At 68.5% G+C, this 25156-nt stretch carries 23 protein-coding genes; 7 read left to right on the top strand and 16 right to left on the bottom strand.

The window, feature by feature from the left end:
• Nucleotides 1–86 precede the first annotated feature (86 nt).
• Nucleotides 87–1484 carry an ATP-binding protein gene (locus JOF29_RS37560; RefSeq protein ID WP_209699080.1) on the bottom strand — a complete coding sequence of 466 codons (1398 nt, stop codon included), beginning with the start codon at nt 1482–1484 and terminating at the stop codon, nt 87–89.
• A gap of 253 nt (nt 1485–1737) precedes the next feature.
• Nucleotides 1738–2616 (bottom strand): Clp protease N-terminal domain-containing protein, encoded by an 879-nt coding sequence (locus JOF29_RS44110; RefSeq protein ID WP_245359831.1) that lies wholly within the window; start codon nt 2614–2616, stop codon nt 1738–1740.
• Nucleotides 2617–2795: 179 nt separating this feature from the next.
• Between JOF29_RS44110 and mug the strand changes: the two genes are divergently transcribed.
• A complete protein-coding gene (mug, locus tag JOF29_RS37550; protein ID WP_209699079.1) occupies nt 2796–3296 on the top strand; it encodes a G/U mismatch-specific DNA glycosylase in 501 nt (166 codons plus the stop codon).
• Here the strand turns inward: mug and JOF29_RS37545 are convergent.
• A complete protein-coding gene (locus JOF29_RS37545; protein WP_209699078.1) occupies nt 3289–4218 on the bottom strand; it encodes an alpha/beta hydrolase in 930 nt (309 codons plus the stop codon). The two genes, mug and JOF29_RS37545, sit on opposite strands and share 8 nt — an antisense overlap.
• A gap of 114 nt (nt 4219–4332) precedes the next feature.
• Here JOF29_RS37545 and JOF29_RS37540 point away from each other — a divergent pair, with 114 nt between their 5' ends.
• Nucleotides 4333–4905: a TetR/AcrR family transcriptional regulator gene (locus JOF29_RS37540; RefSeq protein ID WP_209699077.1), complete on the top strand. Its 573-nt coding sequence runs from the start codon at nt 4333–4335 to the stop codon at nt 4903–4905.
• 37 nt (nt 4906–4942) lie between these two features.
• Nucleotides 4943–8353, top strand: a complete 3411-nt coding sequence (locus JOF29_RS37535) for a HEAT repeat domain-containing protein (RefSeq protein WP_209699076.1) — start codon at nt 4943–4945, stop codon at nt 8351–8353.
• Nucleotides 8354–8598: 245 nt separating this feature from the next.
• Here JOF29_RS37535 and ligD read toward each other — a convergent pair whose 3' ends face one another.
• The 8 genes from ligD to JOF29_RS37495 all read right to left on the bottom strand — a co-directional run bounded on the left by ligD (nt 8599) and on the right by JOF29_RS37495 (nt 18619).
• Nucleotides 8599–9576, bottom strand: a complete 978-nt coding sequence (gene ligD, locus JOF29_RS37530; protein WP_209699075.1) for a non-homologous end-joining DNA ligase — start codon at nt 9574–9576, stop codon at nt 8599–8601.
• 351 nt (nt 9577–9927) lie between these two features.
• Entirely contained in the window at nt 9928–11223 is a 1296-nt protein-coding gene (locus JOF29_RS37525; protein WP_209699074.1) for a hypothetical protein, read from the bottom strand.
• A complete protein-coding gene (locus JOF29_RS37520) occupies nt 11220–12077 on the bottom strand; it encodes an acetylxylan esterase (RefSeq protein ID WP_209699073.1) in 858 nt (285 codons plus the stop codon). Before JOF29_RS37520 ends, JOF29_RS37525 begins: the two co-directional genes overlap by 4 nt.
• Complete coding sequence (locus JOF29_RS37515; protein ID WP_209699072.1) at nt 12062–13009, bottom strand: acetylxylan esterase; 948 nt, start codon at nt 13007–13009, stop codon at nt 12062–12064. Before JOF29_RS37515 ends, JOF29_RS37520 begins: the two co-directional genes overlap by 16 nt.
• A gap of 74 nt (nt 13010–13083) precedes the next feature.
• On the bottom strand, nt 13084–14181 hold the full coding sequence (locus JOF29_RS37510) for an ABC transporter ATP-binding protein (protein ID WP_209699071.1): 1098 nt from the start codon (nt 14179–14181) through the stop codon (nt 13084–13086).
• A 6-nt stretch (nt 14182–14187) separates the two neighbouring features.
• Complete coding sequence (locus JOF29_RS37505; protein WP_209699070.1) at nt 14188–15993, bottom strand: ABC transporter permease; 1806 nt, start codon at nt 15991–15993, stop codon at nt 14188–14190.
• A gap of 2 nt (nt 15994–15995) precedes the next feature.
• Entirely contained in the window at nt 15996–17321 is a 1326-nt protein-coding gene (locus JOF29_RS37500; protein WP_209699069.1) for an extracellular solute-binding protein, read from the bottom strand.
• Nucleotides 17288–18619, bottom strand: a complete 1332-nt coding sequence (locus JOF29_RS37495; RefSeq protein ID WP_209699068.1) for a hypothetical protein — start codon at nt 18617–18619, stop codon at nt 17288–17290. Before JOF29_RS37495 ends, JOF29_RS37500 begins: the two co-directional genes overlap by 34 nt.
• Before the next feature lie 369 nt (nt 18620–18988).
• Between JOF29_RS37495 and JOF29_RS37490 the strand changes: the two genes are divergently transcribed.
• The 3 genes from JOF29_RS37490 (at nt 18989) to JOF29_RS37480 (ending at nt 20293) form a co-directional block, all read left to right on the top strand.
• A complete protein-coding gene (locus tag JOF29_RS37490) occupies nt 18989–19132 on the top strand; it encodes a hypothetical protein (RefSeq protein WP_209699067.1) in 144 nt (47 codons plus the stop codon).
• A gap of 306 nt (nt 19133–19438) precedes the next feature.
• Nucleotides 19439–19615, top strand: a complete 177-nt coding sequence (locus JOF29_RS37485; protein ID WP_209699066.1) for a hypothetical protein — start codon at nt 19439–19441, stop codon at nt 19613–19615.
• 174 nt (nt 19616–19789) lie between these two features.
• A complete protein-coding gene (locus tag JOF29_RS37480) occupies nt 19790–20293 on the top strand; it encodes a P-loop nucleotide/nucleoside kinase family protein (RefSeq protein WP_209699065.1) in 504 nt (167 codons plus the stop codon).
• Between the two features lie 370 nt (nt 20294–20663).
• Here JOF29_RS37480 and dusB read toward each other — a convergent pair whose 3' ends face one another.
• From dusB to JOF29_RS37460, 4 genes are all read right to left on the bottom strand, one after another.
• Nucleotides 20664–21785, bottom strand: a complete 1122-nt coding sequence (gene dusB, locus JOF29_RS37475; RefSeq protein WP_209699064.1) for a tRNA dihydrouridine synthase DusB — start codon at nt 21783–21785, stop codon at nt 20664–20666.
• Between the two features lies 1 nt (nt 21786).
• Nucleotides 21787–22440 carry a hypothetical protein gene (locus tag JOF29_RS37470; RefSeq protein WP_209699063.1) on the bottom strand — a complete coding sequence of 218 codons (654 nt, stop codon included), beginning with the start codon at nt 22438–22440 and terminating at the stop codon, nt 21787–21789.
• 2 nt (nt 22441–22442) lie between these two features.
• On the bottom strand, nt 22443–23828 hold the full coding sequence (locus JOF29_RS37465) for a glycine--tRNA ligase (protein WP_307863891.1): 1386 nt from the start codon (nt 23826–23828) through the stop codon (nt 22443–22445).
• Nucleotides 23829–23909: 81 nt separating this feature from the next.
• Nucleotides 23910–24191, bottom strand: a complete 282-nt coding sequence (locus tag JOF29_RS37460; protein ID WP_209699062.1) for an antibiotic biosynthesis monooxygenase family protein — start codon at nt 24189–24191, stop codon at nt 23910–23912.
• Between the two features lie 33 nt (nt 24192–24224).
• Between JOF29_RS37460 and JOF29_RS37455 the strand changes: the two genes are divergently transcribed.
• Complete coding sequence (locus JOF29_RS37455) at nt 24225–24521, top strand: DUF6703 family protein (RefSeq protein WP_209699061.1); 297 nt, start codon at nt 24225–24227, stop codon at nt 24519–24521.
• An 11-nt stretch (nt 24522–24532) separates the two neighbouring features.
• Here the strand turns inward: JOF29_RS37455 and JOF29_RS37450 are convergent, their stop codons facing one another.
• A complete protein-coding gene (locus JOF29_RS37450) occupies nt 24533–25075 on the bottom strand; it encodes a TetR/AcrR family transcriptional regulator (RefSeq protein ID WP_209699060.1) in 543 nt (180 codons plus the stop codon).
• Nucleotides 25076–25156 lie beyond the last annotated feature (81 nt).

Below are 25156 nucleotides of genomic sequence, written 5' to 3'. Positions count from 1 at the left end.
GCGAAGCGACCAGAGCGACGAGGGAAGACCGGGAGGTCGAGCCCCATGACCCGCCGCGACGGAGTCGCGGCATCAGCACAGTCATGTCAGGCTCCGTAGACCGTTGTGTCGTCGTCGGCGTCCTTGGCTACCCGTTTGGACAGGTACAGCATCTCCAGCGCCAGCTCGATCGCGGCGGCGATCCGCCCGGACGAGTCGTCCGGCTCGACTCCGGCGCGGGCCGCCACGTCGTGCAGCACCGGCAGCTCGGGCAGCGCGGCCAGTACGTCGCGACCGGGCACCCGCTCACCCGTCGTCACAAGGTTGCCGTCGGCAACCGCATGCGCCAGCGGGGTCAGGTCCAGCCCGGCGAACCGCTCCCGGGCGGTGTCCGCCACCGACCGGCGCAGCAGGTACTCGAGCAGCTCGATCTCGCGCCCTTCCTCACCGGGCTCGAACTCGAGCTTGCCCCGCAGTACGGCGGGCACCGCCTCGAGGTCGACCGGTCGCGCAACGGCCGGCTCCTCGCCGGTGATCGCGGAACGACGCAGTGCGGCGGCGGCGATCGTCTCGGCCGCGGCGACCGCGAACCGGGCGGAGACACCCGACCGCTGGTCGATCGCGGTCGACTCCCGCAGGTGCCGGACGAATCGCGCCAGCACCTCCAGCAGCGGCTCGCCGACCTCGGCGGTGAGCTCGGCCTCCTGCCGGATCACGTCCACCTCGGCGTCGATGTCGAGCGGGTAGTGGGTCCGGACCTCGGCACCGAACCGGTCCTTCAGCGGCGTGATGATCCGGCCGCGGTTGGTGTAGTCCTCGGGGTTGGCCGTTGCCACCAGCAACACGTCGAGCGGCAGCCGGAGCGTGTACCCACGGACCTGGATGTCGCGCTCCTCCATCACGTTCAGCAGCGCGACCTGGATCCGCTCGGCCAGGTCCGGCAGCTCGTTGATCGCGACGATCCCACGATGCGCCCGCGGGACCAGCCCGAAGTGGATGGTCTCCGGGTCGCCGAGGCTGCGGCCCTCGGCGACCTTCACCGGGTCTACGTCGCCGATCAGGTCACCGACGGAGGTGTCCGGGGTGGCGAGCTTCTCGGCGTACCGCTCGCTGCGGTGGATCCAGCGGACCGGCAGGTCGTCGCCGAGCTCGGCCGCGCGCCTCTTCGATTCCGGAGTGATCGGGTCGAGCGGGTGCTCGGGGATCTCGGCGCCGTCAATCACCGGGGCCCACTCGTCGAGCAGGCCGACCAGCGTGCGCAGCAGCCGGGTCTTGCCCTGGCCGCGCTCACCGAGCAGTACGACGTCGTGGCCGGCCAGGAGGGCGCGTTCGAGTTGCGGAATCACCGTCCGGGTGAATCCGACGATGCCGGGCCAGGGATCACGCCCGGCCCGGAGTTCTTGCAGCAGGTTGTCACGGATCTCGGCCTTGATCGACCGGGGAAGATGTCCGGCGGCCCGGAGGTCACCAGCTTTACGAGGGAGTTCAGCAGGTGCACTAGTCACTCTGACGACGTTAGCTCGCTCTCCCCAACAGGTGGGAGGTTTATCTCAGCGCCTGGGCGTGACGCGTCCCGAGGTGAAAACGTGCGTCGGTGTGAAGGTGACCGGCACCCACGGGCGCCCAGGCGCCTCGCGTTTGACGAAATGGTTGCCGTCGGCGGGCGCGGCTCGTACTCGTGCGCCGGGTCCTCGGAGAACGGTACCTGCGGCTGCTGCATCACGGCGTACCGCTCGGCCAGTCACGCATGCGGACAACCTACTTGGTGAAGCCTTCCAGCGCGGCCCGGATGTCGGCCCAGGCGGCCGCCTCCTCCAGCCCCTGGTCGAGCAGGATCCTGGTCGCGATGCCCGCCTGGTCCCGGTAGAACGCGAGCAGCAGATGCTCGGTGCCGACGTAGTTGTGCCCGAGCGTCACCGCTTCGCCGACCGCCCCCTGGAGCACATGGGCCGCGCGCCGGGTGTACGGCGGATTCTCGCGATCGAGACTCACCGCCTCGTCCGTCGGCTCACTCTTGCCCGTCGGCTCGGCCTTGTCCGTCGGCTCGGCCTTGTCCGTCGGCTCGGCCTTGTCCGTCGGCTCGGCCTTGTCCGTCGGCTCGGCCTTGTCCGTCGGCTCGGCCTTGTCCGTCGGCTCACTCTTCTCCGGCGACTCGGCCTTGTCCGTCGGCTCGCCGGCCGGGCTCGCGACGTCGACCGCGGCACGGACGGTGTCCGCGGTGATGCCGTGCTTGACGAGCACCTTGGCGGCGATCGCGCCGGGCTCCTCGTACATCGCCAGCAACAGGTGCTCGGTGCCGACGAAGTCGTGGTTCCGCTCGCGGGCGATGCCGGCGGCCGCCTGGACGACCGCACGCGCACGCTGGGTGTAACGCTCGAACGCCGGCCGGCTCGTCCAGGAGTCGGCGAAGCGTTTGTGGGCGGCTTGTTTGCTGACGCCGAGGACGGCGCTGATCTCCACCCAGGACTTGCCGGCACCACGGGCCCGGTCGACGAAGAAGCCGAGGGCCTGGTCGCTGGTCGTGGTCAGTTCGTTGATCGTCGCCGCCGCGGTCGCGAGCTGCCGGAGCTCGTCGTCGCTGCCGGCGTCGGTCTTGATCGTGGTGATGAGTTGCTGCAGATCAGGTCCAGGAGTCATGCCGTCAACCCTAGGTTGACGACCTGGATGACGTCAACCCCAGGTTGACGCAGCTGGTTGTGTACCGAAGAACGGGCAGTGGTCACCGGATTCGGGCCACTCGAGCGGGCATCAGGCGGCGGATCCGGCGATGCCGGGCACCACTGCCCGTTGTTCGGTACCGGTCTAGGGTGTGGCGCGTGGACGGGATTCCGGATGTGATTGCGCCTGGATTGCGGGTGTTGTTCTGTGGGATCAATCCGGGGCTGATGTCGGCGGAGACCGGGCATCACTTCGCGCGGCCGGGGAACCGGTTCTGGCCGGCGGTGCACCTCAGCGGGTTCACGCCGCGACAGCTGCATCCGAGTGAACAGCAGGAGCTGTTGACCTACCGGCTCGGCATCACCAACGTCGTCGACCGGCCGTCCGCGAAGGCGGCCGAGTTGTCGAAGGCGGAGTTCCTGGCCGGCGGGGAGAGCCTCGTGAAGAAGGTGCTCGACGTACAGCCGGAGTGGCTGGCCGTGCTCGGCGTAACGGCGTACAGGGACGCCTTCGGCGATCGTACGGCGGCGGTGGGCAAGCAGGACCGGACCATCGGCGCGACCCGCGTCTGGGTGCTGCCGAATCCGAGCGGCCTGAATGCCCACTACACCTTGCCGAAGCTCACCGAGCAGTTCGCGGAGCTGGCACAGGTCAGTTGAGCGCCTTGCGCAGCGTCGAGATCGCCAGCTCGATCGCGGTGCTGGCGGCGTACGTGTCGCGGAGGGCGTCCAGCATCACGAAGTCGTGGATGATCGCTGCGAAGCGCACCGCGGTCGTCGGCACCCCGGCTTCGAGGAGCTTGGCGGCGTACGCCTCGCCCTCGTCGCGCAGTACGTCGGCCTGACCGGTGATGACGAGCGCCGGCGGGAGGCCATGCAGTTGCTCGGTCGTCGCGCGCAGCGGCGAGGCGGTGATCTGGTTCCGCTCGTTCTCGTCGGTGGTGTACTGGTCCCAGAACCACTTCATCCCGTCAACCTGCAGGAAGTAGCCCTCCGCGAACTCCCTGTACGACGCGGTGTCGAACGACGCGTCCGTCACCGGGTAGAACAGCACCTGCTGCACGAACTTCACGTCACCGCGCTCCTTCGCGAGCAGCGTGACGGCGGCCGTCATGTTCCCGCCGACCGAGTCGCCGGCGATCGCCAGCCGCTCCGCGTCCAGCCCGTGGTCCTTGCCCGAGGCAATGATCCACCGCGCGACCGCGTAGTTCTGCTCGAGCGCGTGCGGATACCGGACCTCCGGCGAGAGGTCGTACTCCGGGAACACCACCGCGGCGCCCGCACCGACGGCAAGCTCGCGGACCAGCCGGTCGTGGGTGTGCGCGTTGCCGAACACCCAGCCCGCGCCGTGGATGTAGAGGATCACCGGCAGTACGCCGGTCGCGCCTTGCGGCTTCACGATCCGCGCCCTGGTGCCGTCCTCCGCGGTCACCCACTCCTCGTCGACCGGGAGCTTCGGGTAGTCGGTGGTCTGCACCTCGTCGACGGCCTTGCGGCCCTCCTCCGGCGACAGCTGGAACAGGAACGGCGGCTTCGCGGTCGCGTCGGCGAAGGCCTGGGCGGCGGGCTCCAGAACGGTCATGGTGTTCCTCCCTGATGATGTGTGAGAACGGTCGTTCTCCGGTGGCGTTTGCTACTGTAGGAGAACGTTGGTTCTCCGCGCAAGGTGGTGCGGGTCACGCTGGAGGTTTCACGGATGGTGCTGGACACGGCGACTGCGCAGCGGCAGGTGCTGGACGCGGCGGACGCGCTGTTCTACGAGCGCGGCGTACAGGCGGTCGGGATGGACGCGATCCGGGCCGCGTCCGGGGTCTCGCTGAAGCGGCTGTACCAGTTGTTCCCGTCGAAGGAGACGCTGATCGAGGCGTACCTGGAGCGCCGGGACGCGCTCTGGAAGTCGATGCTCGCCGAGCATGTCGACGCGGCGACCGACCCGCGGTCGCGGCTGCTCGCGGTGTTCGACTTCCTGTACGACTGGTTCCAGCAGCGGGACTACCGGGGCTGCGCGTTCATCAACTCGTTCGGCGAGCTCGGCAGCGTCTCGCCCCGGGTCGCCGAGCTGGCTCTCGAGCACAAGGAGGGCTTCCGGCGCGCGCTGAGCGAACTGGCCGCCGCGGCCGGTGCCCGCGACCCCGAGCAGCTCGCCGACCACCTCATCCTGCTGAGCGAGGGCGCCATCACCCGCTCCGCGATCTCCGGTACTGCCGACCCCGCCGTCCGCGCCCGGGAGGCCGCGACGATCATCCTGGACGCGTCGCTCGGGAGCTGACACCGGTCCTGGCACTGTCGTTCGGCAGGATGGGGCTATGCGTTTGCCGGAGCTGCTGCGATCGATCGACGGACTCTCCTACGGCCGGCGCGTACGGTTTCTCGCGGACCAGGCACCGCAGCTGGCCGGGCTGCTCGGTGAGCTGGCCCCCGGCAGCGCGTTCGAGCGCCACCTCGGTCTGCAGGTCGCCGAGATCACCCGGGACACGGCGTACGTCTCGCGGATGCTCCGGGACCGGGAGCCGGCTGTGCAGGCGAGGGCGCTCGCCGCGGTCGGCCGCGGCGTACCGGTGACGGACGACGACCTGCGCATCCTGTACGACGACGCGCCGGCGTTCCTGCGGACGCGACTGGTGGCGCTGGTACGGCGGCAGCGGCGGGAGCGCCTCGCAGTGCGGCTGATCGACGAGCACCGGGCGCGGTGGGGTGACGTGGCTGCGAGCGGTCTGCTGGACGCTACCGACGACCTGACTGTTGAACGGCTGCTGCCTGAGCTGGCGTACTGCCTGACGCCTGGTAGTTGGCGGACTCTCGCCAAGCACCATCGCTCGCAGGTGCTCGACTTTGCGCGATCCACACTGCCTACTGGTTCGGACCGTGACGAGTGGTGGCAGGGCGTGGGGCACGGGGCCGCTGCTGCTCTCGATGCTGAGCTGATCATGGAGGCGGTGCCGGCTGATGGCCTGCCGATCGCCGTACTCGACATACTCGGGCCGCTGACGGACAGAGACCCGGCTGGTGTGCTGGAGATGCTGCTGGCGCCGGACCGGCGTCGGGTGGTGTGGCAGGCGCTGACACCCGCCTTCCGGCGTCGGCTGCACAGGTACTCCACTGCTTCTCTCATCAGGCTTGGCCGGGTCCTCTGGCCGCAGCTGACCGCGTTGCTGGCTGCGCTGCCGCCCTCGCGGCGGGCAGCGGTCTTTACGGGTGTAACTGACCAGGTGGATCTGGGACAGGCACGGCTTGCTGACGACCTGCTCTGGGTGCTGCCGCATCAGGAGCGCGTTGAGCAGGCGCGGCGGATGCTGGCGCTGCCTGTGCTCCAAGAGGACGGTGCAGCTCGCCGTGCTGTCACAGCGCACCTCCCGTACGAAGAGGCGTTCTCGCTGCTTTCGGGCGACGTACTCGACCCTGACGCTGCAGTGCGAGCCTCTGTGTATCGGGCTGTCATTCGGTCGGCCGGGAACGGGAGGCGGCCGGAGCAGGTGGTGGAGGCCGTTACATGGGCTGCCGGACGTATCCGCAACGACCAGGACCCGGTGCGCTCCACCGTCGTACAGGCTGTTGCGGCGCTGCCGCCGTCGCTGCTGACCGATGCGCTGACCTCTTCGTTGGACACGCTGCTCACTGACGCGCTGGACGCCCGCGACACGTCGTACAGCACGCGGCGGGCCCTGACGGAGCTGGCTGAGCACGCTGTGGTGCACGGTGCCGTCGACGACCAGGGCGGTGTGCTGGAGTGGGGGCTGCAGGCGCACGGGCGGCTGTCTTCGAGCCTTGGGACGATCGACCTCTACGGTCTGATCACCGGGCTACCGCGCGGGCGTGAGGTCGAGGTGTACGACGTACTGCGGCCGGCTGTCGACGCTGCGGCCAAGCGGAACGAGTACGGGCTGGCGATTGCTGTGGCGGCTGCTTTCGGCCGTCGGGCGTGGTCGCTGGAGCCGCTGCAGGACGTGCTGGAGCAGGCGGTCTGGTCGAACCAGGAGCACACGGTCAACGAGGGGTGCCGCTTCTGGCTGGATGCGCCAGCTACGCGGCAGGAGCGCGTGGAGCGGATCATCGCGCGCGACGTACGCATGGCGCGCTGGTACCCGGTGTGGTGGGTGGTGACCGAGCTCCGTACCGATCTGTTGGACCCTGTGCTCGCAGCGGCGGACAAGATCCGGCGGTTCGAACGGAACAGTGCTGCGTGGGAGGTGTCGAGCCAGGCGCTCCGGCGATGGCTGCCGCGACAGCAGGCGCGGTACGCCGAGTTGCTGGCCGGTGTGGCGCGTGACGAGCGAGTGCCGGAGTGGTACCGGGCGCGGGCGGTCAAGACGCTTGGCCAGGTGCCCGTGGGCGGTTCGCTGGATGAGTTCCTTGCTAGTGACAACATCTTGCTGCAAGAGGCCGCGCTGGGCGCGTTGGCGTGGACAGAGCGGCCGGATGCCGTCATACCGTTGCTGCTGGCACATGCTGGTGACGACCGGGCTCGGGCGGCTGTGTACGCGGCCGGGCGGGCGGCGCGGTACGTACGGCCGAGCCTGCTGCCCGGGTTGCTGCAGCCGGTGCTGTCTGGTGACAAGGTGAAGGTCACAGCGCGGAAGGAAGCCGTACGGTTGCTGGGCGAGCTACGGGCGCCTGGGGCCAGTGCGGTGCTCACGGAGACGTGGGCTGGTGCACATCGGGATGTGCGGGCGGCTATCGCACGTGCGGTGTCGCAGTACCTGCTGCATGACCCTGCTGCGTGGGCGGTGCTCGAGCAGGCGGTGCATGACTCGCCTGCTACTGCTGTGGCGTTGGCTGCGCGGCGAGCGTACGACGTACCGCTTGGGTATCGGTCGCGGTACGCGGACCTGCTGATCGCTGTGACGACCCGGAGCGAGCCGGAGGTTGTGGGACCGGCGCTGCTGGCGCTGCGGGAGTGGGCACGGCACAACCCTGCGGTTGCTGGAGTGTGCGCGGACTTCATCAGCCGGTTGTCGGTGCGGGGTCCGGTGTGGCGCCAGGCGATCACGGCGCTGGTGTCGATCGTCGCTGCTGACGCACCGCTCGGCCTGGGCGCACTGGTCGACGCCGTACGTCTCCTGGTCCGCCTGGAAGCCGACCCGTCCCTACCAAACGCCCAGCCGGACCGGGACCACCCGGCACGCCAGCGACTCACCTACCTGGTCTCGCAGCTGACCTCCCACTTCGCCGCCCGACCAGCCGCAATCCGCCACCACTTGCTCGCGGTAGCCAACGAACTCTCCACGCCCGACTTCCTGGATCTGCGCCTCCAGCTGCTGGTCCTCGCCCACGACTTAGCTGCGGAAAGCCGCGGTACACCTCACCGTCAATCCCCGCCCGACGGTCTAACGGCGGAAAGCCGCGGGACACCTCCCCGTCAGTCCCCGCGCGACGGCGTGGCGGCGCAAAGCGACGGCGAGCCCAGCAGCCTTCTCCGTGATCTGCTCGATCTTGTCCTAGACGACCCGCTGGCCGCGGCGAGCGCGGCCGAGCTGATCGGTGCGCGGCTCGCCGCCACCGCATCAACCTGGTCGCCCGCCGACCTGCTGCCGACCGCCGAACACCTGTCGAGGTCTACTGACCTCGCATCCGGACTCTTCGCACACGCCCTGCTCCGCACAGCCGCTCCCCCAGCCGGCTGGCCCGCCCCCTGGCGCTCCGTACTAGTTGCCCTCCGCAACCACCCGCACGTCCCCGTCCGCCGCCGAGCCCTCGACCTGACAACCGCCACGGAGTAACCCAACCAAGCCCCACCCAACCCACCAACCCGACCGCCACAACCACGCCACCACCAACCCGCCGGACTGGAAGTGACGGCGTACCGGCACCTCCAGCTCCCGGTGGCGGCGTACCGGCCCGACGGGCTCCAGGTGGCGGTGCACCGCACGGTGAGCGGCGCAATCGACACAGTCACCTTCGGCACCCCCCAGCAGCACTTCCCTGAAGGCCACCGCAGCAATCGAGGCGCTGCTACATGTAGGCCCTACTCGCCCGTCGCCTGCTGCTCCGCCTCGCGTGCACGCTTCCGGCGCTTCCCCTCATGCATCGCCACGACCCGCGCCACCGGAATCTCCCGCCCTTCCGCAAGCACCTCCGCCGGAATCTCCTGCGGCGCCGGCAACGCCTCCGCCCACGGATCCCGGTCCCCGAGCAACCCCGGCGCCGTACGCACCGTGAAGTCCCGCGGCGACACGTTCTCCAACTCGTCCCACCCGACCGGAAACGACACCGTGGCCCCCGGCCGAACCCGCGGACTGTACACCGCCACCACCGTCGCCCCACCGGAGCGCGTCGAATCGACGAACACCTTCCCGTGCCGATCCTCCTTGATGTACGCCGTGGTCGCGACCGCCGGATCCAGCCTCTCCGCACGGGCCGCGATCGCCCGGGTCGCAGCCGCCGCATCCTCGATCGTCACATTGTCGACAATCGGAACGATGACATGAACGCCCTTCGCACCGCTCGTCTTCACCGCACCGGACAACCCGGAGTCGACCAACGCCTGCCGCACCAGCAACGCCGCCTGCACTGCCATCCCGAACGTCTCCCCCTCGGGCGGATCGAGATCCAGCACGAGATGCGTCACGCGGTCCCACCGATCGGCACGCATCAGCGTCGGGTGGTACTCCACGGCCCGCTGGTTCGCGAACCACAGCAGCGTCCGCCGGTCGTCGCACAACGCGTACGACACCTGCCGCTTGGACGCCTCCGCCCACACCTGCACGGTCTTCACCCACTCCGGGGTGTACTTGGGCACGTTCTTCTGCATGAACTGCGCCTGCCCCGGCCGGATCCGCACCACCGACAACGGCCGCTCCCGCAACTCCGGCAGGATCCGCCCGTGCACCGCGTCCAGGTAGTCGACCAGGTCGCGCTTGGTCGCATCCGCCCCGTCGAACAGCGGCTGATCCAGATTCGTCAGCTCAACGCCGTCCCGCGTCTCATCCGCCTTACTCGCCATCCCCCGACCTTAGATCCTGCCCAGCACCCTCCACCTCCTCCGGCGCCCTAGCCACGCCACCGCACCACACCGAACGCCACGTCATACGGCGCCGGACCGGGCGCGGGACTGGGCCCGGGACCACGTGCCGGACCGGGGCGCGGGACCAGGTGCCGAACCGGGCGCCGGACCCAAGGCGCAGGACCGGGCAGAACCACGCGCAGGCCCAGGTGCTGGACCGAGCGCTGGCCCAGGTGCTGGACCGGGCATAGGGCCAGGTGCTGGATCGCACGCAGGACCGGGCGCTGGACCAGGTGCCGGACCAGATTCAGTACCGAGCGCTGGATCGAGGGCTGGATTGGCAGACGGGACCTAGGCTCCCGGGGGCTCTGCCGCCTGTGGCGCGTTCTGCTGGTCGGCCTCGGCCAGGACTCGGAGCAAGGCTTCCAGGACTAGGTGCTCCTCTCCCGGTTGCAGCGTTTGCGGGTTGAGTGCGATCGCGTCGTCGGGGAGGCCGTGAGTTCCGACCGAGATCCGCGGGGTGCCGTCCCAGAGCGCCTTGAGTACTTCGTCGCGGTTCTGGAGCCGGAGTACGGCGCGGCTGTGCGGCTGGCCGGCCTCACTCGGATACCCGCGCTCGACGAGCATCCCCGGGATTCCCTGCAGGCCGACAATCCAGTTGTCGACAATCTGCTCGTATCCGGCCAGGATCGCCGGCTCGTCCTGCGCGAGCGTCCACTCGACCGCCGCGAGCAGACCCATCAACTCCTCCTTCCCGACCTTCATCCCCCGCCCGAGCTCGTGCAACGGCGAGGTGTGCGCGCGGAGCCGCTCGATCAGCCATCGCTTGCCCAACACCAACCCACTGGCCTGCGGTCCGCGCAGCCCCTTACCACCGCTGACAATCACCGCATCCGCGCCCACGTCCCGCGTGAACCGCCACAACGACGCCACCGGCGGAATCTGCGCCGCAGCATCCACGATCACCGGCACACCGAACTCACGCGCACACCGAACAACCTCCTCCACCTCCAACGCCCCCTCGGCGTAATGCGCCCCCGCAAACCACAACACACAAGCTGCCTTACCGGATCCCCCCACCTCACCCGAGACCCCTTGCCCACTGAAGGTCCCGGCCTCATCCGAAACCCCTTGCTCGGCGGAGCCGTCCGGCTCAGCGGGGATCTCCGCGGGGGCACCAGGCTCGGCGAGCGTCCCCAGGCTCGCGGAGACTCCACGCTCGGCGGCTGGGAATTGCTTGGTGGGGGTTGGGGGGTTGCTGGATAGGGCTTTGCGGAGGGCCCTGATAGAGGGGCCGACCTCGACGATGCGGGCGCCGGTGAGGCGGGCTGAGTAGTCGTAGCCGTTGCGTTGGCTGGTGAACATCACCACCTCGGCGTCTCTCGGGAACGCCTGCGACTCAGTGGTCACGCACGCCGCAACAGCCAGCGTGATGGCGGCTGCAGCGCCGGAGGTCACGTACGCCGCCTCGTTGTGCGTCAGCTCGGCCAGCCGCTCCCCCACCCGCTGGTTCAGCTCCGGCAGGTCGACGAACTGCGCCGCCGCCTCGTTCATCGCCTGCACCACCGGCGGCGGCATCAGCGAACCGCCGAGCACGGTGACCGTCGCGTTGGCGTTGATGACCGGCCGCACCCCCAGCGGATTCATGCGATGAACTTCGACATCGCCGGTACGGCGGACCGCTCCGCCAACCACGCATCGAGAAAGTCGTTGTCCGTCCCATCAAGATGCGTGACCGGGTAAACCTCAGGATCAGGCAACGCCGCGAGCAACGAACGACACCAGTCCTCGTCGTCGATGCTCAGCAACGTACGTCCCGTCACAGCCGGAGCGTGCCGCGCCGGATCGTAGTACGAGAGGGTTGTCGACAATCCTTCTGCTGACGATCCACGCCTCAGGTGATCGTTCAGCTCTTCCAGCGGATACAGGCACGACTTCAGCCGCGCCTCCATCGCCCGGTAGAACAGCAGGTCGGTCACCCGCACCGAGCTGAACCCGGGCCGCCGTGCAGCGGTCAGCACCGCGAGGTCGTCACCGGTCACCGCGACCCGCGCCGGATCCACCTCCGACAGCCCCATCAGGAACTCGGCCGCTCGCAGACAGTCGGCTGCGATCCCGCGGTAGACGTACGTCGACGGATCGTCGATTCCCATTGTCAACAATCCTGGGTACGCCGCCGCGAAGCCCTCGTCGGCGAGCCGTTGACCGCGGTGCATCAGGCTGAGTACGACGTACCGGCTCCGGTCGTTCGGGTGTGGGACGTTGTTGACGCTGCCGTACCGCGGGGTGATCAGCAGCCCCGGGAACGGCCCGTCGCCGCGCGGGATGCTGAGGTTGCCGTACACGCGGTACGGCCCGGTGCTCGTGATCCGCAGCGAGTAGAACGCCGCCTCGTCGGTCGTTCGCGCCGGTACGACGTCCAGTACCGGCCGGCCGGGGATCGCGGCGAGTTCCTCGTCGATCGCGCTCCAGTAGGCGTCGAAGGTCAGTTCGGGGTCCATCGGTTCACCGTCCCGGGGTGAGGTGCTCGGCAAGGAAGTCCTCCACGATCCGCATCACGCCCGGAAGGGCCGGCGTGGTGCGCGCAGTGCGGGTACGTGTGCAAGGTCTTCTCGCACGTCAGGGCCCGATGCAACGCGAACCCGGTCTCCGGCGGGCAGACGTCGTCCTCGAGCCCGAGGTACAGCAACGTCGGGGCCTGCACCTTCGGCGCGAAGTTCAGGCCGTCGTAGTAGGCGACCGTCTCGCGTACGCGGTCCACGTCCTTCGGGTGGATGCGCAGGTACTCGTTGATCTCCTCGTACGGGTACGAGCGGGTCAGCGTGGGCGCGGTCATGATCCCGCAGAGGTACGGCGCACCGGCCGCGACGCAGCGGATCACGTCGGGCATCAGCGCGGCCGTGGAGATCCCGAGCCCGCCGCCCTGGCTGGAGCCCTGGAGCCCGATCCGCTGATTGTCGACATCTGGACGATCCAGCAGCACCTCGACCGCGCGGACCACGTCGAGGTAGAAGCCGCGGTACCCGTAGGTGTTGGGGTCGACGATGTTGTGCGTCAGCAGGCCCGGGTAGCCGGGGTCGAACACGTCGTTGGAGCGGAGCTTGCCGCGCGGGGCGATCGCGAGCGTGGCGTAGCCGAGTTCGGCCCATTCCTTCGGGACGGTCGGCTCCGAGATGTACCCGGGGATCGTGACCAGGCCCGGTAATGGACCGGGGCGGTCGCGGGGTACGGCGTACCAGCCGGCGATGCGGAGTCCGCCGTAGCTGGTGAAATGTAGATCGTTGACAATCACCGTGTCGGTGGAGAGGTTCGGCAGCTCGGTGAGTACCGGGTCGAGCGGGTACGACGCGCAGTCCGCGAGGCCGGCTGCCCAGAAGTCGTCGAAGTCCTCCGGGAGTTCGACGTCGACCGTCGCGTTCTCGGGGTCTCTCAAGAGCGTTCCTCTCGTTTGGGGGTGCGTGTCGTCGGGCACGCAGTTGTTGGGGGTGCGTGTCGCTGTGGTGCGTGTCAGCGGGGTTGTGGGGCGTGGAGAGCAGTGCCGTCGGTGGTGGTGAACAGGTGCAGGCGGGCGGGATCGAGACCGACGTACACCGTGCTGTCGTGGCCCAGGCGGAACGGGGTGGGGACGCGAGCCTTGAGGAGTTCGCCTTCGATGTTCACCGTGACGAGTACGTCGGGGCCGAGCGGTTCGGAGACGAAGACCTTCCCGGGGTGATAGCCCTGCACCGGCGTGGTCGACAAGGTGAGGTCCTCCGGCCGGATACCCAGCACCACCGCTCGCTCTACTGCGTCGAGCGGCGCGGCGGGTGGGGTGAGGGTTTGGGTCAGGGCTGGTGAGCGGAAGACTCGGGTGCCGTCTGCGTCGGCCAGTTCGCCGGTGAGGAAGTTCATCGGGGGTGAGCCCATGAACGAGGCGACGAAGCGGTTGGCGGGGCGTTCGTAGATTTCTTCGGGGGTGGCGCACTGCTGGATGACGCCGTCACGCATCACCGCGATCCGGTCCGACATCGTCATCGCCTCGACCTGGTCGTGGGTGACGTAGATGAACGTCCGCGCCACGTCGACGTGCAGGCGCTTGATCTCGGCGCGCATCAGCACCCGGAGCTGGGCGTCCAGGTTCGACAGCGGCTCGTCCAGCAGGTACGCCCCGGCGTCGCGGACGATCGCCCGGCCGAGGGCGACGCGCTGCCGCTGGCCGCCGGACAGTTCCCGGGGTTTGCGGTCGAGCAGGTCCTCGATGTCGAGCGTGCGCGCGGCCCGCCGTACCTCCTCGGCGATCGTTGCCTTGGGCACCCGCATCATCTTCAGCGCGAACCCGATGTTCTGCGCGACGGTCTTGTGCGGGTAGAGCGCGTAGCTCTGGAACACCATCGACACGTCCCGCTTGTTCGCGGGCAGCCAGCTGACCGGCTTGCCGTCGAAGAAGATGTTGCCCGCGGTCGCCCGCTCCAGTCCGCAGATCATTCGTAGGGTTGTCGACTTTCCACAACCGGACGGTCCGACGAGGGTCAGGAACTCGCGGTCCTCGACGGTCAGAGTTAGGTCGTCCACGGCGGTCTTGCCGCCGAACGACTTGCTGACACCTTCCAGACGCACTTCGGCCATCTCGCCTCAGCCCTTCACGGATCCGGCGGCCATGCCCTGCACCAGCTTGCGCTGGAAGAGCAGGGCCAGCACCAGGGGTGGGACGACCGCGAGCACACCGGCCGCGGCCATCACGGTGAACTGGGTGTTGAAATCGGTGGCGAAGTTCGCCGCCACCACAGGGATCGTCTTCGCGGCTTTCGTACTGGTCAGGAACAGCGCGAACATGAACTCGTTCCACGCGGTCATGAACGCGAACACCGCGGCCGCGACCAGCCCGGGCGCCGCCACCGGCAGGAAGACCGTCCACATCGTCCGGAACCATCCGCAGCGGTCGACCCGCGCCGCTTCCTCGAGCTCGCGCGGTACCGAGCGGAAGAAGTCCTTCAGGATCCAGATCGTGATCGGCAGCGCGAACGTCGTGTACGACAGGATCAGCGCCAGGTAGGTGTCGAGCAGCCCGAACGACCGCATCAGCAGGTAGAACGGGATGATGATCGCGATCCCCGGCACCATCCGCGTCAGCAGGTACAGCACCAGCAGCACCTGACTCCCGCGGAACTTGAGCCGCGAGAACGAGTACGCCGCGAACGTCGCCAGCGCGAGGTTCAGTACGGCGGTCGCGGTCGCCACGACCAGGCTGTTCCGCAACGAGTACGGCGTTTCCGACACCGCCCGCCCGCCGACCAGCTCCTGCGCGGCGTTCGGGCGGACGAACCCGAGGTAGTTCGCCAGCGTCGGATGCGTCGGGATCCAGTGCGGCGGCACCGAGATCGCGTCCACCTCGTGCATGAAACTCATCGCCACGATCCAGTAGAACGGCAGCACGAGATACAACCCGAAGGCGACCGCCAACACGTAGAGCAGGATCTGCTTCCAGGGAATCCGGTAGCGCAGTGGAGCGCGCACGAGAGTGCTCATACTTCGAAATTCCCTTTCCGGTAGAGGAGGCCGATGTAGGCGATGGAGATCAGCAGGGTGATCGCGGTGATCACCCAGGCGTAGGCGCTGCCCAGGCCGAAGTCGGTGAAGGTGAGGACGGTCTGGACGTCCAGGAGGGCGATCGTCGTGGTCGCGTCGCCGGGGGCCGCCGCCGGTCAGGACGTAGATCGTGTCGAAGGCGCGGAACGCGTTCATCGTCTCCAGGATCAGCACGATCAGCAGCGGATGCAGCAGCCACGGCACCGTGACCTGGGTGAACCGGCGCCAGGCGCCGGCGCGGTCGACCGTCGCCGCGTCGTACAGCTCCGATGGGATTGTCGACAATCCGGCGAGCAGAATGATGACCGAGAACGGCAGCGTGTTCCAGACCTGGGCCGACGCGGTGAACAGGAAGGCGCCGGTGCCCGAGGTCAGCCAGGCGTGATAGCTGTCGATCAGGCCGAGTTGCTGCAGCAGACCGTTCAGCGCGCCGGTTTTCGCGTCGAAGATCGTCCGCCACATCAGGCCGTTCACCACCCCTGGCATTGCCCAGGGCAACAACGCGAGACTGAGCAGCAACCCGCGGCCGTGGAACCGTTCGTTGAGCACCAGCGCCAGGATCAGCGCGAGTACGACGGTGAGCCCGAGCACGACCACCACGAACAGCGCCGACACCTTCAGCGCGTTCAGGAACGCCTGATCACTGAACAGCGACGCATAGTTGTCGAACCCGATGAATCGCTTGGCCCGTGGGCGTTTCAGGTTGTTCTTCTGCAGGCTGACGTAGAACGAGTACCCGATCGGATAGGCGACCAGCAGGGCGATCACGACGATCGCAGGAGCGTTCAGCGCCCAGGCTTTCGCGTTGTCGCCCAGCGGCCGGCGTTCCGCAAGGCCGGTAAACGTGGCCATGCTCAGGAGTACTTCTTCTTCAGCGTGCCCGCGGTCTGCGCGAGCGAGTCGACCGCCGCCGACGGCTGCGTCTGGTTGCTCAGCACGCCCTGCACGACCTTGTGCATCTCGGTCTCGAACTCGGTGTACCACGGCACTCCGAGGACGTTGCGCGGTTTCGCGATCTCGGCCAGGTGCGCGTAGATCGCCGGGTCGGCAAACTTCCGAAGCGCCGCGACGATCGTAGGATCGTCGACCATCGCCTTGTAGGCAAACCCGAGCCCGCGCTGCAGGAACCAGAACTTGGCCGTGTACGGCTGCTTCTGGTCGTCGTACCCGCCGAGGTACGTGAGCAGCTTGAACGCGTTGTCCTTGACCGCGGTGTCCTTGGCCAGGCCGTACATCCGGGTATTGCTGACCGTCGCGTGCTCCTTGCCGTCCAGGCTCGGCACCAGCGCCATCCGGATCTTCCCGGCGGCCTTCGACTTGGCCGGGTCGTTGTAGTCGCGGCTCGCGTACCGCGCGCCGATCGTGTACGCGTACCGATTGGCCTTCATCGCATTGTCGACAGGCACCGGCAACAGCTGCAGCGACGCGGGATCGATCACCTTCGACTTGGTCGCCGCCTGCTGCAGCCAGCTGAACACGTCCTTCGTCACCGTGTCCAACGTGTTCATGATCGGGTTCTGCTGATCGTCGAACAGGTTCCCGCCACTGCCGTAGACGAGCGCCCACACCCACGACCACCAGGTGTCGGACAACTGCGCCGGCACACCGATCGGGTACTGCAGCAGACCGGCGTTCTTGATCTTCAGCGCCTGCGCTTCGAGCTCCTCGAGACTCGCGGGCGGCTTCGAGATCCCCGCCTGCGCGAGGATTCCGGCGTTGTACGTCAGGCAGGTGGCGTCGGTGTAGTACGGCAGGCCGTACCGTTTCCCGTCGTACGTCATCGCCTGCGCGTTGCCCGGGTAGATGGCGTTGTAGATCTCGTCCACACCGGCGAGTCCGTCGAGCGGCTGCAGGTAGTCGCCGTCGACCCAGGCCGCGAGCGAGTCGTCGTACACGTAGAGCGCGTCCGGCCCGCCGCCGCCGGTGAATTCGGCGACGACCTTCTGGACGTACTGCGCACTCGTGATCGGGGTGTAGCCGACCTTGATGTTGCTGGTCTTGGTGAACCGGTCGAGGTTCTGCTGGACGAGGGCTGCCTCGTAGTCCCAGCCTTCGAACTTCACGCTTCCGTCGCCGGAAGCACCTCCCGCGGAGGAGTCGTTCGAGCACGCGGACAGTAGGGCAGGGCCGGCCAGTCCGAGACCGGTCAGCTTGAGGATGTGGCGGCGGGTGAGCTCCATGGTTGTGCCTCCAACGCTTGGGCGATGCGCAGTCGGTACAGACGCGTCGGGCGTCCTTTGGGGTGGTGCTGGGCGGTTCCCTCGACGCTCACCAGGCCGCCTGCGTCGAGGGTCCGGATCAGGCGGCGCCCGCTCTGGTCCGTGATTCCGAGATGACCGGCAAGCTCCCCAGGCGAGAGCGTGCGGCCTTGCAGTTCCTGGTCCAGCGCCGCCAGCCGGGAGACGGTGGCGGCGCTCAGACCGACGTACTTCGCGAGGTGTTCCACGTCGTCGCCGTGCGAACGGTACGAGTACCGCAGCGCCTCGCCGGCCGGTCCCATCGGGCCGATCACGACACCGCTGTCCTCGAACAGGTACGCGCACGGTTCGACGGCGAGCTCGGCACGCGCCGCGGCCTGCTCGGCGAGCAGCACGCAGTTGCGGGCCGAGACGCCGACCCCGAAACCGGCGGAGATCCGTGCACCGAGCGCCGCGGCGGCCTCGGCGAGCGCCGGTACGGCGACCCAGTTGCGGGTGATCCGCTCGAACAACGCCTTGTGGGCGAAGACGACGACACCACGGCGCCCGCGGTTCTCGATCCAGGCGCCGGCGAACTCGGGGGTGTTGTGCAGGTGGTTCATCAGCCCGATCCGGGCCCGTTCCTCGTCCGGCGCGTCCGAGATCAGGAACATCCCGGCCGCGAACCGTTGCGCACTGGCCCGCTCCGACTCGATCCGCAGCGCGAGCTCGTGCAGCTCGGTCCGGATCGTGGCCGGCACCGGCATCCCGCTCATGATCGGGATCTGGCCGGCCAGTTGCTCGCGGACGGCGGCGCGCACGCTGATCACGTAGCTGCGCTCCCCGAACCGTGCGAACGCGTCCCGGTGAAACGCGGCGATCTCGTCCACGGTCTGGGTCGGTGCATAGGGCAAGCAGTCGACCTGGTCCTGGTCGAGGTCCAGCGCGGTGGCCACCGCCTCGACCGCCTCGGCCGGGAACGTGTCGATGCTGACCGGCGTACGGCCCCAGCCGCGTTCCTGCGCACGGTAGAGCGCGAGCGTCAGGTCGAGCGCCGACGACCGGATCACGCCGACCGGCAGACCCGGCGGGAGGAGTTCCTGGCTCGCCGTGTACGGCACCGGGCCGGCCAGGAAGCCGTCGAGCCGCGTCGTACTCAGGAACTCGGCGACCCGGTCTCGGATCTCGTCCTCGTGGTCGTAGCTGACCCACTTCAGGTCCACGCCGCGCAACGTGCGCGCGGCGTCGTGGAACAGCTCGTCGTGGGTCGCGTGCGTGACGACCCCGATCACGATGTCCACGGCACTCCTTTGACGAACCAGGTTCGGCTGTACCTACTTACGAACTACGTTCGGAAGTGACTCGTAAGTGCATTGCCGTCCAAGCTCCCCTGGATCACCCGCCAGGTCAAGGGTTTGCGGGATTTGGTTCAAGACGTGGGCGACGACGTACCCCTAGCGTCGGCGGCATGATCCTTGTGACCGGGGCGGGGCTCGGGATGCGTTCCCCACGCTTGGCACGCGGTACGACGTCAGCGAAATCGTGCATCTTGCGGGCAGCATTCCCGGCGACGATCCGGTCGCGTACTTCCGCACCGATGCCGCGGGGCTCTTCAACGCGCTGGACGCGGCACGGGCGTACGGCGGTTCGCGGTCGCGAGCAGCCTCGGGGTGTACATCGGGCAGGACGAAAGCCCTTGGCGCGAAGGGATGCCGCTGCCGGCGGTCGAGGTGCCGCACCTGATCATCGCGTTCAAGAAGGCCGTCGAGCCGTTGACGACGCATGCTCTCCAAGTTCTGGCGTGCAGCCGGTGATCTTGCGGATCGGGTCGACGTGGGGGCCGTTGATGGATCCGGAGTCGCCGTTCAACTTCGTCCCGCCGTACGTGAGCGCCGTACTGCGGGGGGCGCCGGATCCGCTGTACGCCGAGGACGGCGGCGACTCGTGCTACGCGCCGGACGCGGGGCGGGCGATCGCGCTGCTGATGACGGCCGCGGCGCTGAGCCACAACCATCGTCCGGTTCAGCGCGCGCGGTACGACTCGACGTACAACGTGTCGAGCGGTCGGCCGCTCGTCAACCGGAAGCTCGCGGATGCGTTGCAGCAGCGCGGACAGGTCCTTGGCGTCGCGGCGGTGGCAGTCGTACGAGCCCGGCGGCCGGCCGAACCCGCACCTCGACATCGCCCGCCTCACCCCGGACACCAGGTTCACCCCGGACACCAGGTTCACCCCGGAGTACGACACCGCCAAGGCGGTCGCCCACTACGTCGCTTGCCGCTCCGAGAACGCCCGCTGAAGGAGGCGCCCGCCCAGCGTCCTCGACCCCGCATCACGCGACCACCCGGCGGAACCGGGAACACTCCGCGGGGGCACGGCACAGGCAATTGCTTGTTCCGCCACACCAGGAGTTGTCCCCAGATCGGCAACGCGTGCGCTTGCTCCGGGCGCGTGGTTCGGATTGGGTGGTGGGGTGACGGCCAGGTTGGTTTTGTTGTGTGGGACCTCGTTCTCCGGGAAGAGCACCGTCGCTCGGGAGTTGGCGCGGCGGTTGCCGGCGCGGGTCGTGAGTCTTGACGAGATCAACGAGCGGCGCGGGTTGTGGGGCGGGGACGGGATCCCGCTCGAGGAGTGGGGAAGGACGCACGCGATCGCGTCGGCGGAGGTGCGGGAGCTGCTGACGACGGGTACGTCGGTGGTCGTCGACGACACCAGTTCGCCGCGGTTCCTGCGCGACGGGTGGCGGACGCTGGCGGAGGCGGCCGCGGTGCGGTTCACCTTGGTGTACGTCGACGTGGACCATGCGACGGTGCGTGCCCGCAGGGACGCGAACCGGGCCGATCCACGGCGGCGGGATGTTGCGGATGCCGTGCTGGCCGAGCATCTCGGGACGTTCGAGCCGCCGGGCGTGGACGAGGACGCCGTACGGGTGGGGTCGGTCAAAGACCTTGATCAGGTGTGGGGTGCTGGCCGGTAGATGAGCCCTGGGTGTTTCCGTCGAGGGTGCGGGATTCCAGGAGTTCCAGGTCGAAGTCGGCAGCGCCGAAGTCGTGTGCTCCCGTTCGAGTGGGTCGTCGAGAGTGCTGGAGACGACAGTGGCCGGCAGGCCGAGCGTCCGCAGATTCACTGGATCGTTCGGCCGCTGAGGGCCGACCAGAGCGCGGCCAGAACTGCCGGTAGGTGTTCGCCCCGAGCACCAGCCGTTGCTCGTCGGCGTACACCTCCGTCCGCCGGGCGAGAAACTCCGGGCCGGCCTTACCCCAGCACCCGCCCCAGTCGCCCCCGTCGTACGAGCCGAACCCGTCGAGGGTGCAGAAGATCTTCTGGTGCCCTCCGCAGTACGCCGGTCAGCCGCCGGAGACTCCGATTTCGGCGTCCGCCAGGTCGGCGGTCAGGCCGTCGGTGTCGTCCAGCCAGCCTTGGGGGACGATGACGTGGTCGCGGGGGCTGCCCTGGCGGCCGCGGGGGGCGCCCAGCTCGGCTACCGGGAACGGCACGGTCGGGTCGAGTTGGGAGAGCAGGGCGTCTAGGGTGGCGAGGGTGTCGACCATGCCCAGGGCGGCGCGGAGTTCGCCGCCGGCGGGGAAGCCCTTCAGGTACCACGAGACGTGTTTGCGGAAGTCGCGCAGGCCGCGCTGCTCCCCCATCAGCTCGGCGAGCAGTTCGCCGTGCCGGCGCATCACCGCGGCAACCTCGCCGAGCGTCGGCAGCGCCAGTACGTCTTCCCCGGCGAAGGCCGCCGCCAGATCGCGGAACAACCACGGCCGCCCGAGGCACCCGCGGCCGACGATCACCCCGGCGCAGCCGGTCTCCGCGACCATCCGGAGTGCGTCGCCGGCCTCCCAGATGTCGCCGTTGCCGAGCACCGGAATCGAAACGTGCTCCACCAGCGCAGCGATCGCGGACCAGTCCGCCTGCCCCGAGTAGGCCTGCGCCGCCGTCCGGCCGTGCAGCCCGATCGCCGCCGCGCCCGACTCCTCGGCGATCCGTCCCGCGTCCAGATAGGTCTGGTGCGAAGCGTCGATCCCGATCCGGGTCTTCATCGTCACCGGTACGCCGTACGGCGTCGCGGCGTGCACCGCGGACCGCAGGATCGCGCCGAGCAGGTTCCGCTTCCACGGCAGCGCCGCGCCGCCGCCCTTGCGGGTCACCTTCGGCACCGGGCACCCGAAGTTCAGGTCGACGTGTGCAACGCCGTACTGATCACAGAGGATCTGCACGGCACGCCCGATGTACGTCGGGTCCACGCCGTACAACTGCACCGAACGCACCGTCTCGCGCGCGTCGAACGTCAGCATGTCGAGCGACTTCTGGTCCCCCTCGACGATGCCGCGCGACGTGATCATCTCGCACACGTACAGCCCGGCGCCCTGCTCCGCGCACAGCCGCCGGTACGCCGCGTTCGTGATGCCGGCCATCGGCGCCAGCACCACGGGCGTCTGGATCGTCAGGTTGCCAAGCTTCAGCACGTCACGCCTTCTCCACCTGGACCTGGCCGTTGCCGGTGACGGAGGCCTTGAACGGCTGTACGGCGTTCGCGGTCGTGGTCACGTCGCACCCGATCGGCGGTCCGTCGTGGACGACGATACCGATCTCGTCCATGTCGCAGGTGACCTTCGACGCACCGGCGGCCGCCCGGAGCACCGCGTCGATCACCTTCGCGCGGACGATCGCGACCTGCGACGAGGTGAACTTGTACGACGCGCTGTACTGCTTCGCGTCCACGGTGAGCTTGCCGGTGAACGGCTTCCCGGAGTACGTCACCGTGCAGTCGAGAGAGTGCTGCCCGGCGGTTTCGGCCTTGTCGATGCCCGGGCACTTCACGGTCGTCTTCGCGGCCCGGCCGGCCGCGATCTGCGTCTGCTGCGCGATCGCGAACGTGATCCGCTCGGCCAGCGGTGCGTCGTCGGCGGGCGCGCCGGTGACCTTCGGCGCCGGCCACGGCGTACTGGGGGTCGGCAACGGGGTGAGCGCAGGCGTCGACGCGGTGGGGATCGACTGCGCAAGGGTCGGCGTACCCGAAGAAGCAGTGGACGGGGACCCGCCGGCGTCCTTCTTGCTGTCCGAGCACGACGCCAGCGCGAGCACGGCCAGCACCGCGAGCAGACCCCGTGCGGTCTTCATGCTCAGCAACCCACCAGGTGCTGGGCGAGATACCCGGTGACCTCGGTGAGCGCGACCCGCTCCTGCTTCATCGAGTCGCGTTCCCGGATCGTCACCGCCTGGTCCTCCAGCGTGTCGAAGTCGACGGTGATGCAGTACGGCGTACCGATCTCGTCCTGGCGCCGGTACCGGCGGCCGATCGCGCCGGCGTCGTCGAAGTCGACGTTCCAGTTCTTCCGGAGCTCGGCGGCCAGGTCGCGGGCCTTCGGCGACAGATCGGCGTTCCGGGACAGCGGCAGTACGGCGGCCTTGACCGGCGCGAGCCGCGGGTCGAACCGCAGCACCGTGCGCTTGTCGACGCCGCCCTTCGCGTTCGGCGCCTCGTCCTCGGTGTACGCGTCGAGCAGGAACGCGAGCACGTTCCGGGTCAGCCCGGCCGCGGGCTCGATCACGTACGGCGTCCAGCGCTCGCCCTTCTCCTGGTCGAAGTACGACAGGTCGGCGCCGGAGTGCTTCGAGTGCGTGGACAGGTCGAAGTCGGTGCGGTTCGCGATTCCCTCGAGCTCGTCGAACTCCTTGCCGCCGAAGTTGAACCGGTACTCGATGTCGACGGTGCGCTTCGAGTAGTGGCTGAGCTTCTCCTTCGGGTGCTCGTAGAAGCGCATGTTGTCCGCACTCAGCCCGAGGCCGGTGTACCAGTCCCAGCGCGCCTTCAGCCAGTACTCGTGCCAGTCCTCGTCGGAGCCGGGCTCGACGAAGAACTCCATCTCCATCTGCTCGAACTCGCGGGTCCGGAAGATGAAGTTGCCGGGGGTGATCTCGTTCCGGAAGCTCTTGCCGACCTGGGCGATGCCGAACGGCGGCTTCTTCCGGGCGGTGCCCATCACGTTCGCGAAGTTGACGAAGATGCCCTGCGCGGTCTCCGGGCGCAGGTAGTGCAGGCCCTCGGAGGACTCGACCGGGCCGAGGTACGTCTTCAGCAGGCCGTTGAACATCCGCGGCTCGGTGAACGTGCCCTTGTTGCCGCAGTTCGGGCAGGCGATCTCGGCGAGCTTGACGTTGTCGGCGTCCTTGTTCTTGCGGCGGGCGTAGTCCTCGCGGAGGTGGTCGTCGCGGAACCGCTTGTGGCAGGACTGGCACTCGGTCAGCGGGTCGACGAACTCGGCCAGGTGCCCGGACGCCTCCCAGACCTGGGTCGGCAGGATCACCGAGGAGTCCAGCCCGACGATGTCGTCGCGGCCGGTCACCATCGTCCGCCACCACTGGCTGCGGACGTTGTTCTTCAGCTCGACGCCGAGCGGACCGTAGTCCCAGGCCGACTTGGTACCGCCGTAGATCTCGCCGCACGGGTACACGAATCCCCGCCGCTTGCTGAGGCTGACGACGGCATCGACGGTTTCCACGGGCACTTTTGAACTCCAGAACGGGTACAGAAAAATCTATGGAAGGCTCCAGGCTATCGGTCCCCGGCGCCCGCTATCGAATCCGTGCTACATCAGCAAATCTTCGTACGCCGTCGGCTCGTCGATCGCCTGCGACAGCAGCGGTACGGCGGTGAGCTTCACGTCGTACGGCGACAGCGCCCGCCGGTAGCTCCCGACGTTCTCGAACTCCAGCGTGAGCGCCAGCAGTTCCGGGTCGTCCACGTTCCGCCCGGTCCGGGCCGCGACGAACCCCTTCTGCAGCGCGAGCACGTCGACGGCGGCCCGCAACCGCTCTCCGAACCCGGCCTGCTCGGACTCCCCCACCCGGAACCTGATCACCACGAACACGGGGCCAACCATAAGACCTGGAACAATGGGGTCATGAGCACCCCCAGCAGCCCATTGCGGCAGCGGATCACGAAGGCCAGTTATCCGTACGTCGCGAGGCTGCACGCCGCACCCAAGCTGACCCTGCCCGGTATCACCCTGGTGCTGGCGCTGGCCGGGGTGTTCGCGCCGGTCGCCGTCGGGGTGCCGGCGCTGCTGCTGCTGGCGCTGCTGCTCGGCTGGCTGGCGTTCCTGTCGTGGCCGGCCGTGACCGGCGGGCCGAAGTTCCTGCGGATCTTCTCGATCCTGATCATCGCGCTGTTCGCGGTGTCCCGCATCGCCAACGGCTAGCCCGCCGGCAGTCAGGGCCGTCCGAGGCTGTCGTAGGCAGCCTCGACGGCCGCCTCGCGGAGTTCCTCGACCGGCTCGTGGTCGATCATCACCGCGCAGTCGGACAGGCCGCCGAGCGCGACCATGCAGCGGACCACGCCGGACAGCGACGGTTCGGTGCCGATCAGCAGCTCGGCGACGGCGCCGCGCCACTCGATGAAGCGGTCGGTCAGCTTCAGTTCGTGCAGTACGGACAGGTCCCGGATCGCGAGCTGGATCAGCCCGCGGTGCCGGTAGGACAGGTCGAAGTACGAGCCGAGCAGCTCCCGCGGCGGCACCGGCGCGGCCGCCCGCTGGGCTGCGGCGTACGCCTCGAAGTCGGCGATCATCGGCTCGACCAGGCTGTTCAGCAGCTCCTCGCGGGACGCGAAGTGGTAGTAGAGCGCCGGTTTGGTGACACCGAGGCGGTCGGCGATGTCGCGCAGGCTGGTCTGCTGCACCCCCTGTACGGCGAACAGCTCGAGCGCGGCCTGCTGGATCCGCGCCCGGGTGTCACCGGTCCGTCGTCTCGGCATACCCGGAAGATTATCTGACCTTCCGTTAAGTAAGCCATTGACAACACCGTCCTCGTTTACTTACCTTCCGATAAGTAAGGA

Source organism: Kribbella aluminosa (assembly GCF_017876295.1).
GTDB lineage: Bacteria > Actinomycetota > Actinomycetes > Propionibacteriales > Kribbellaceae > Kribbella > Kribbella aluminosa.
This window is presented reverse-complemented; position numbering and strand designations above follow the sequence as displayed.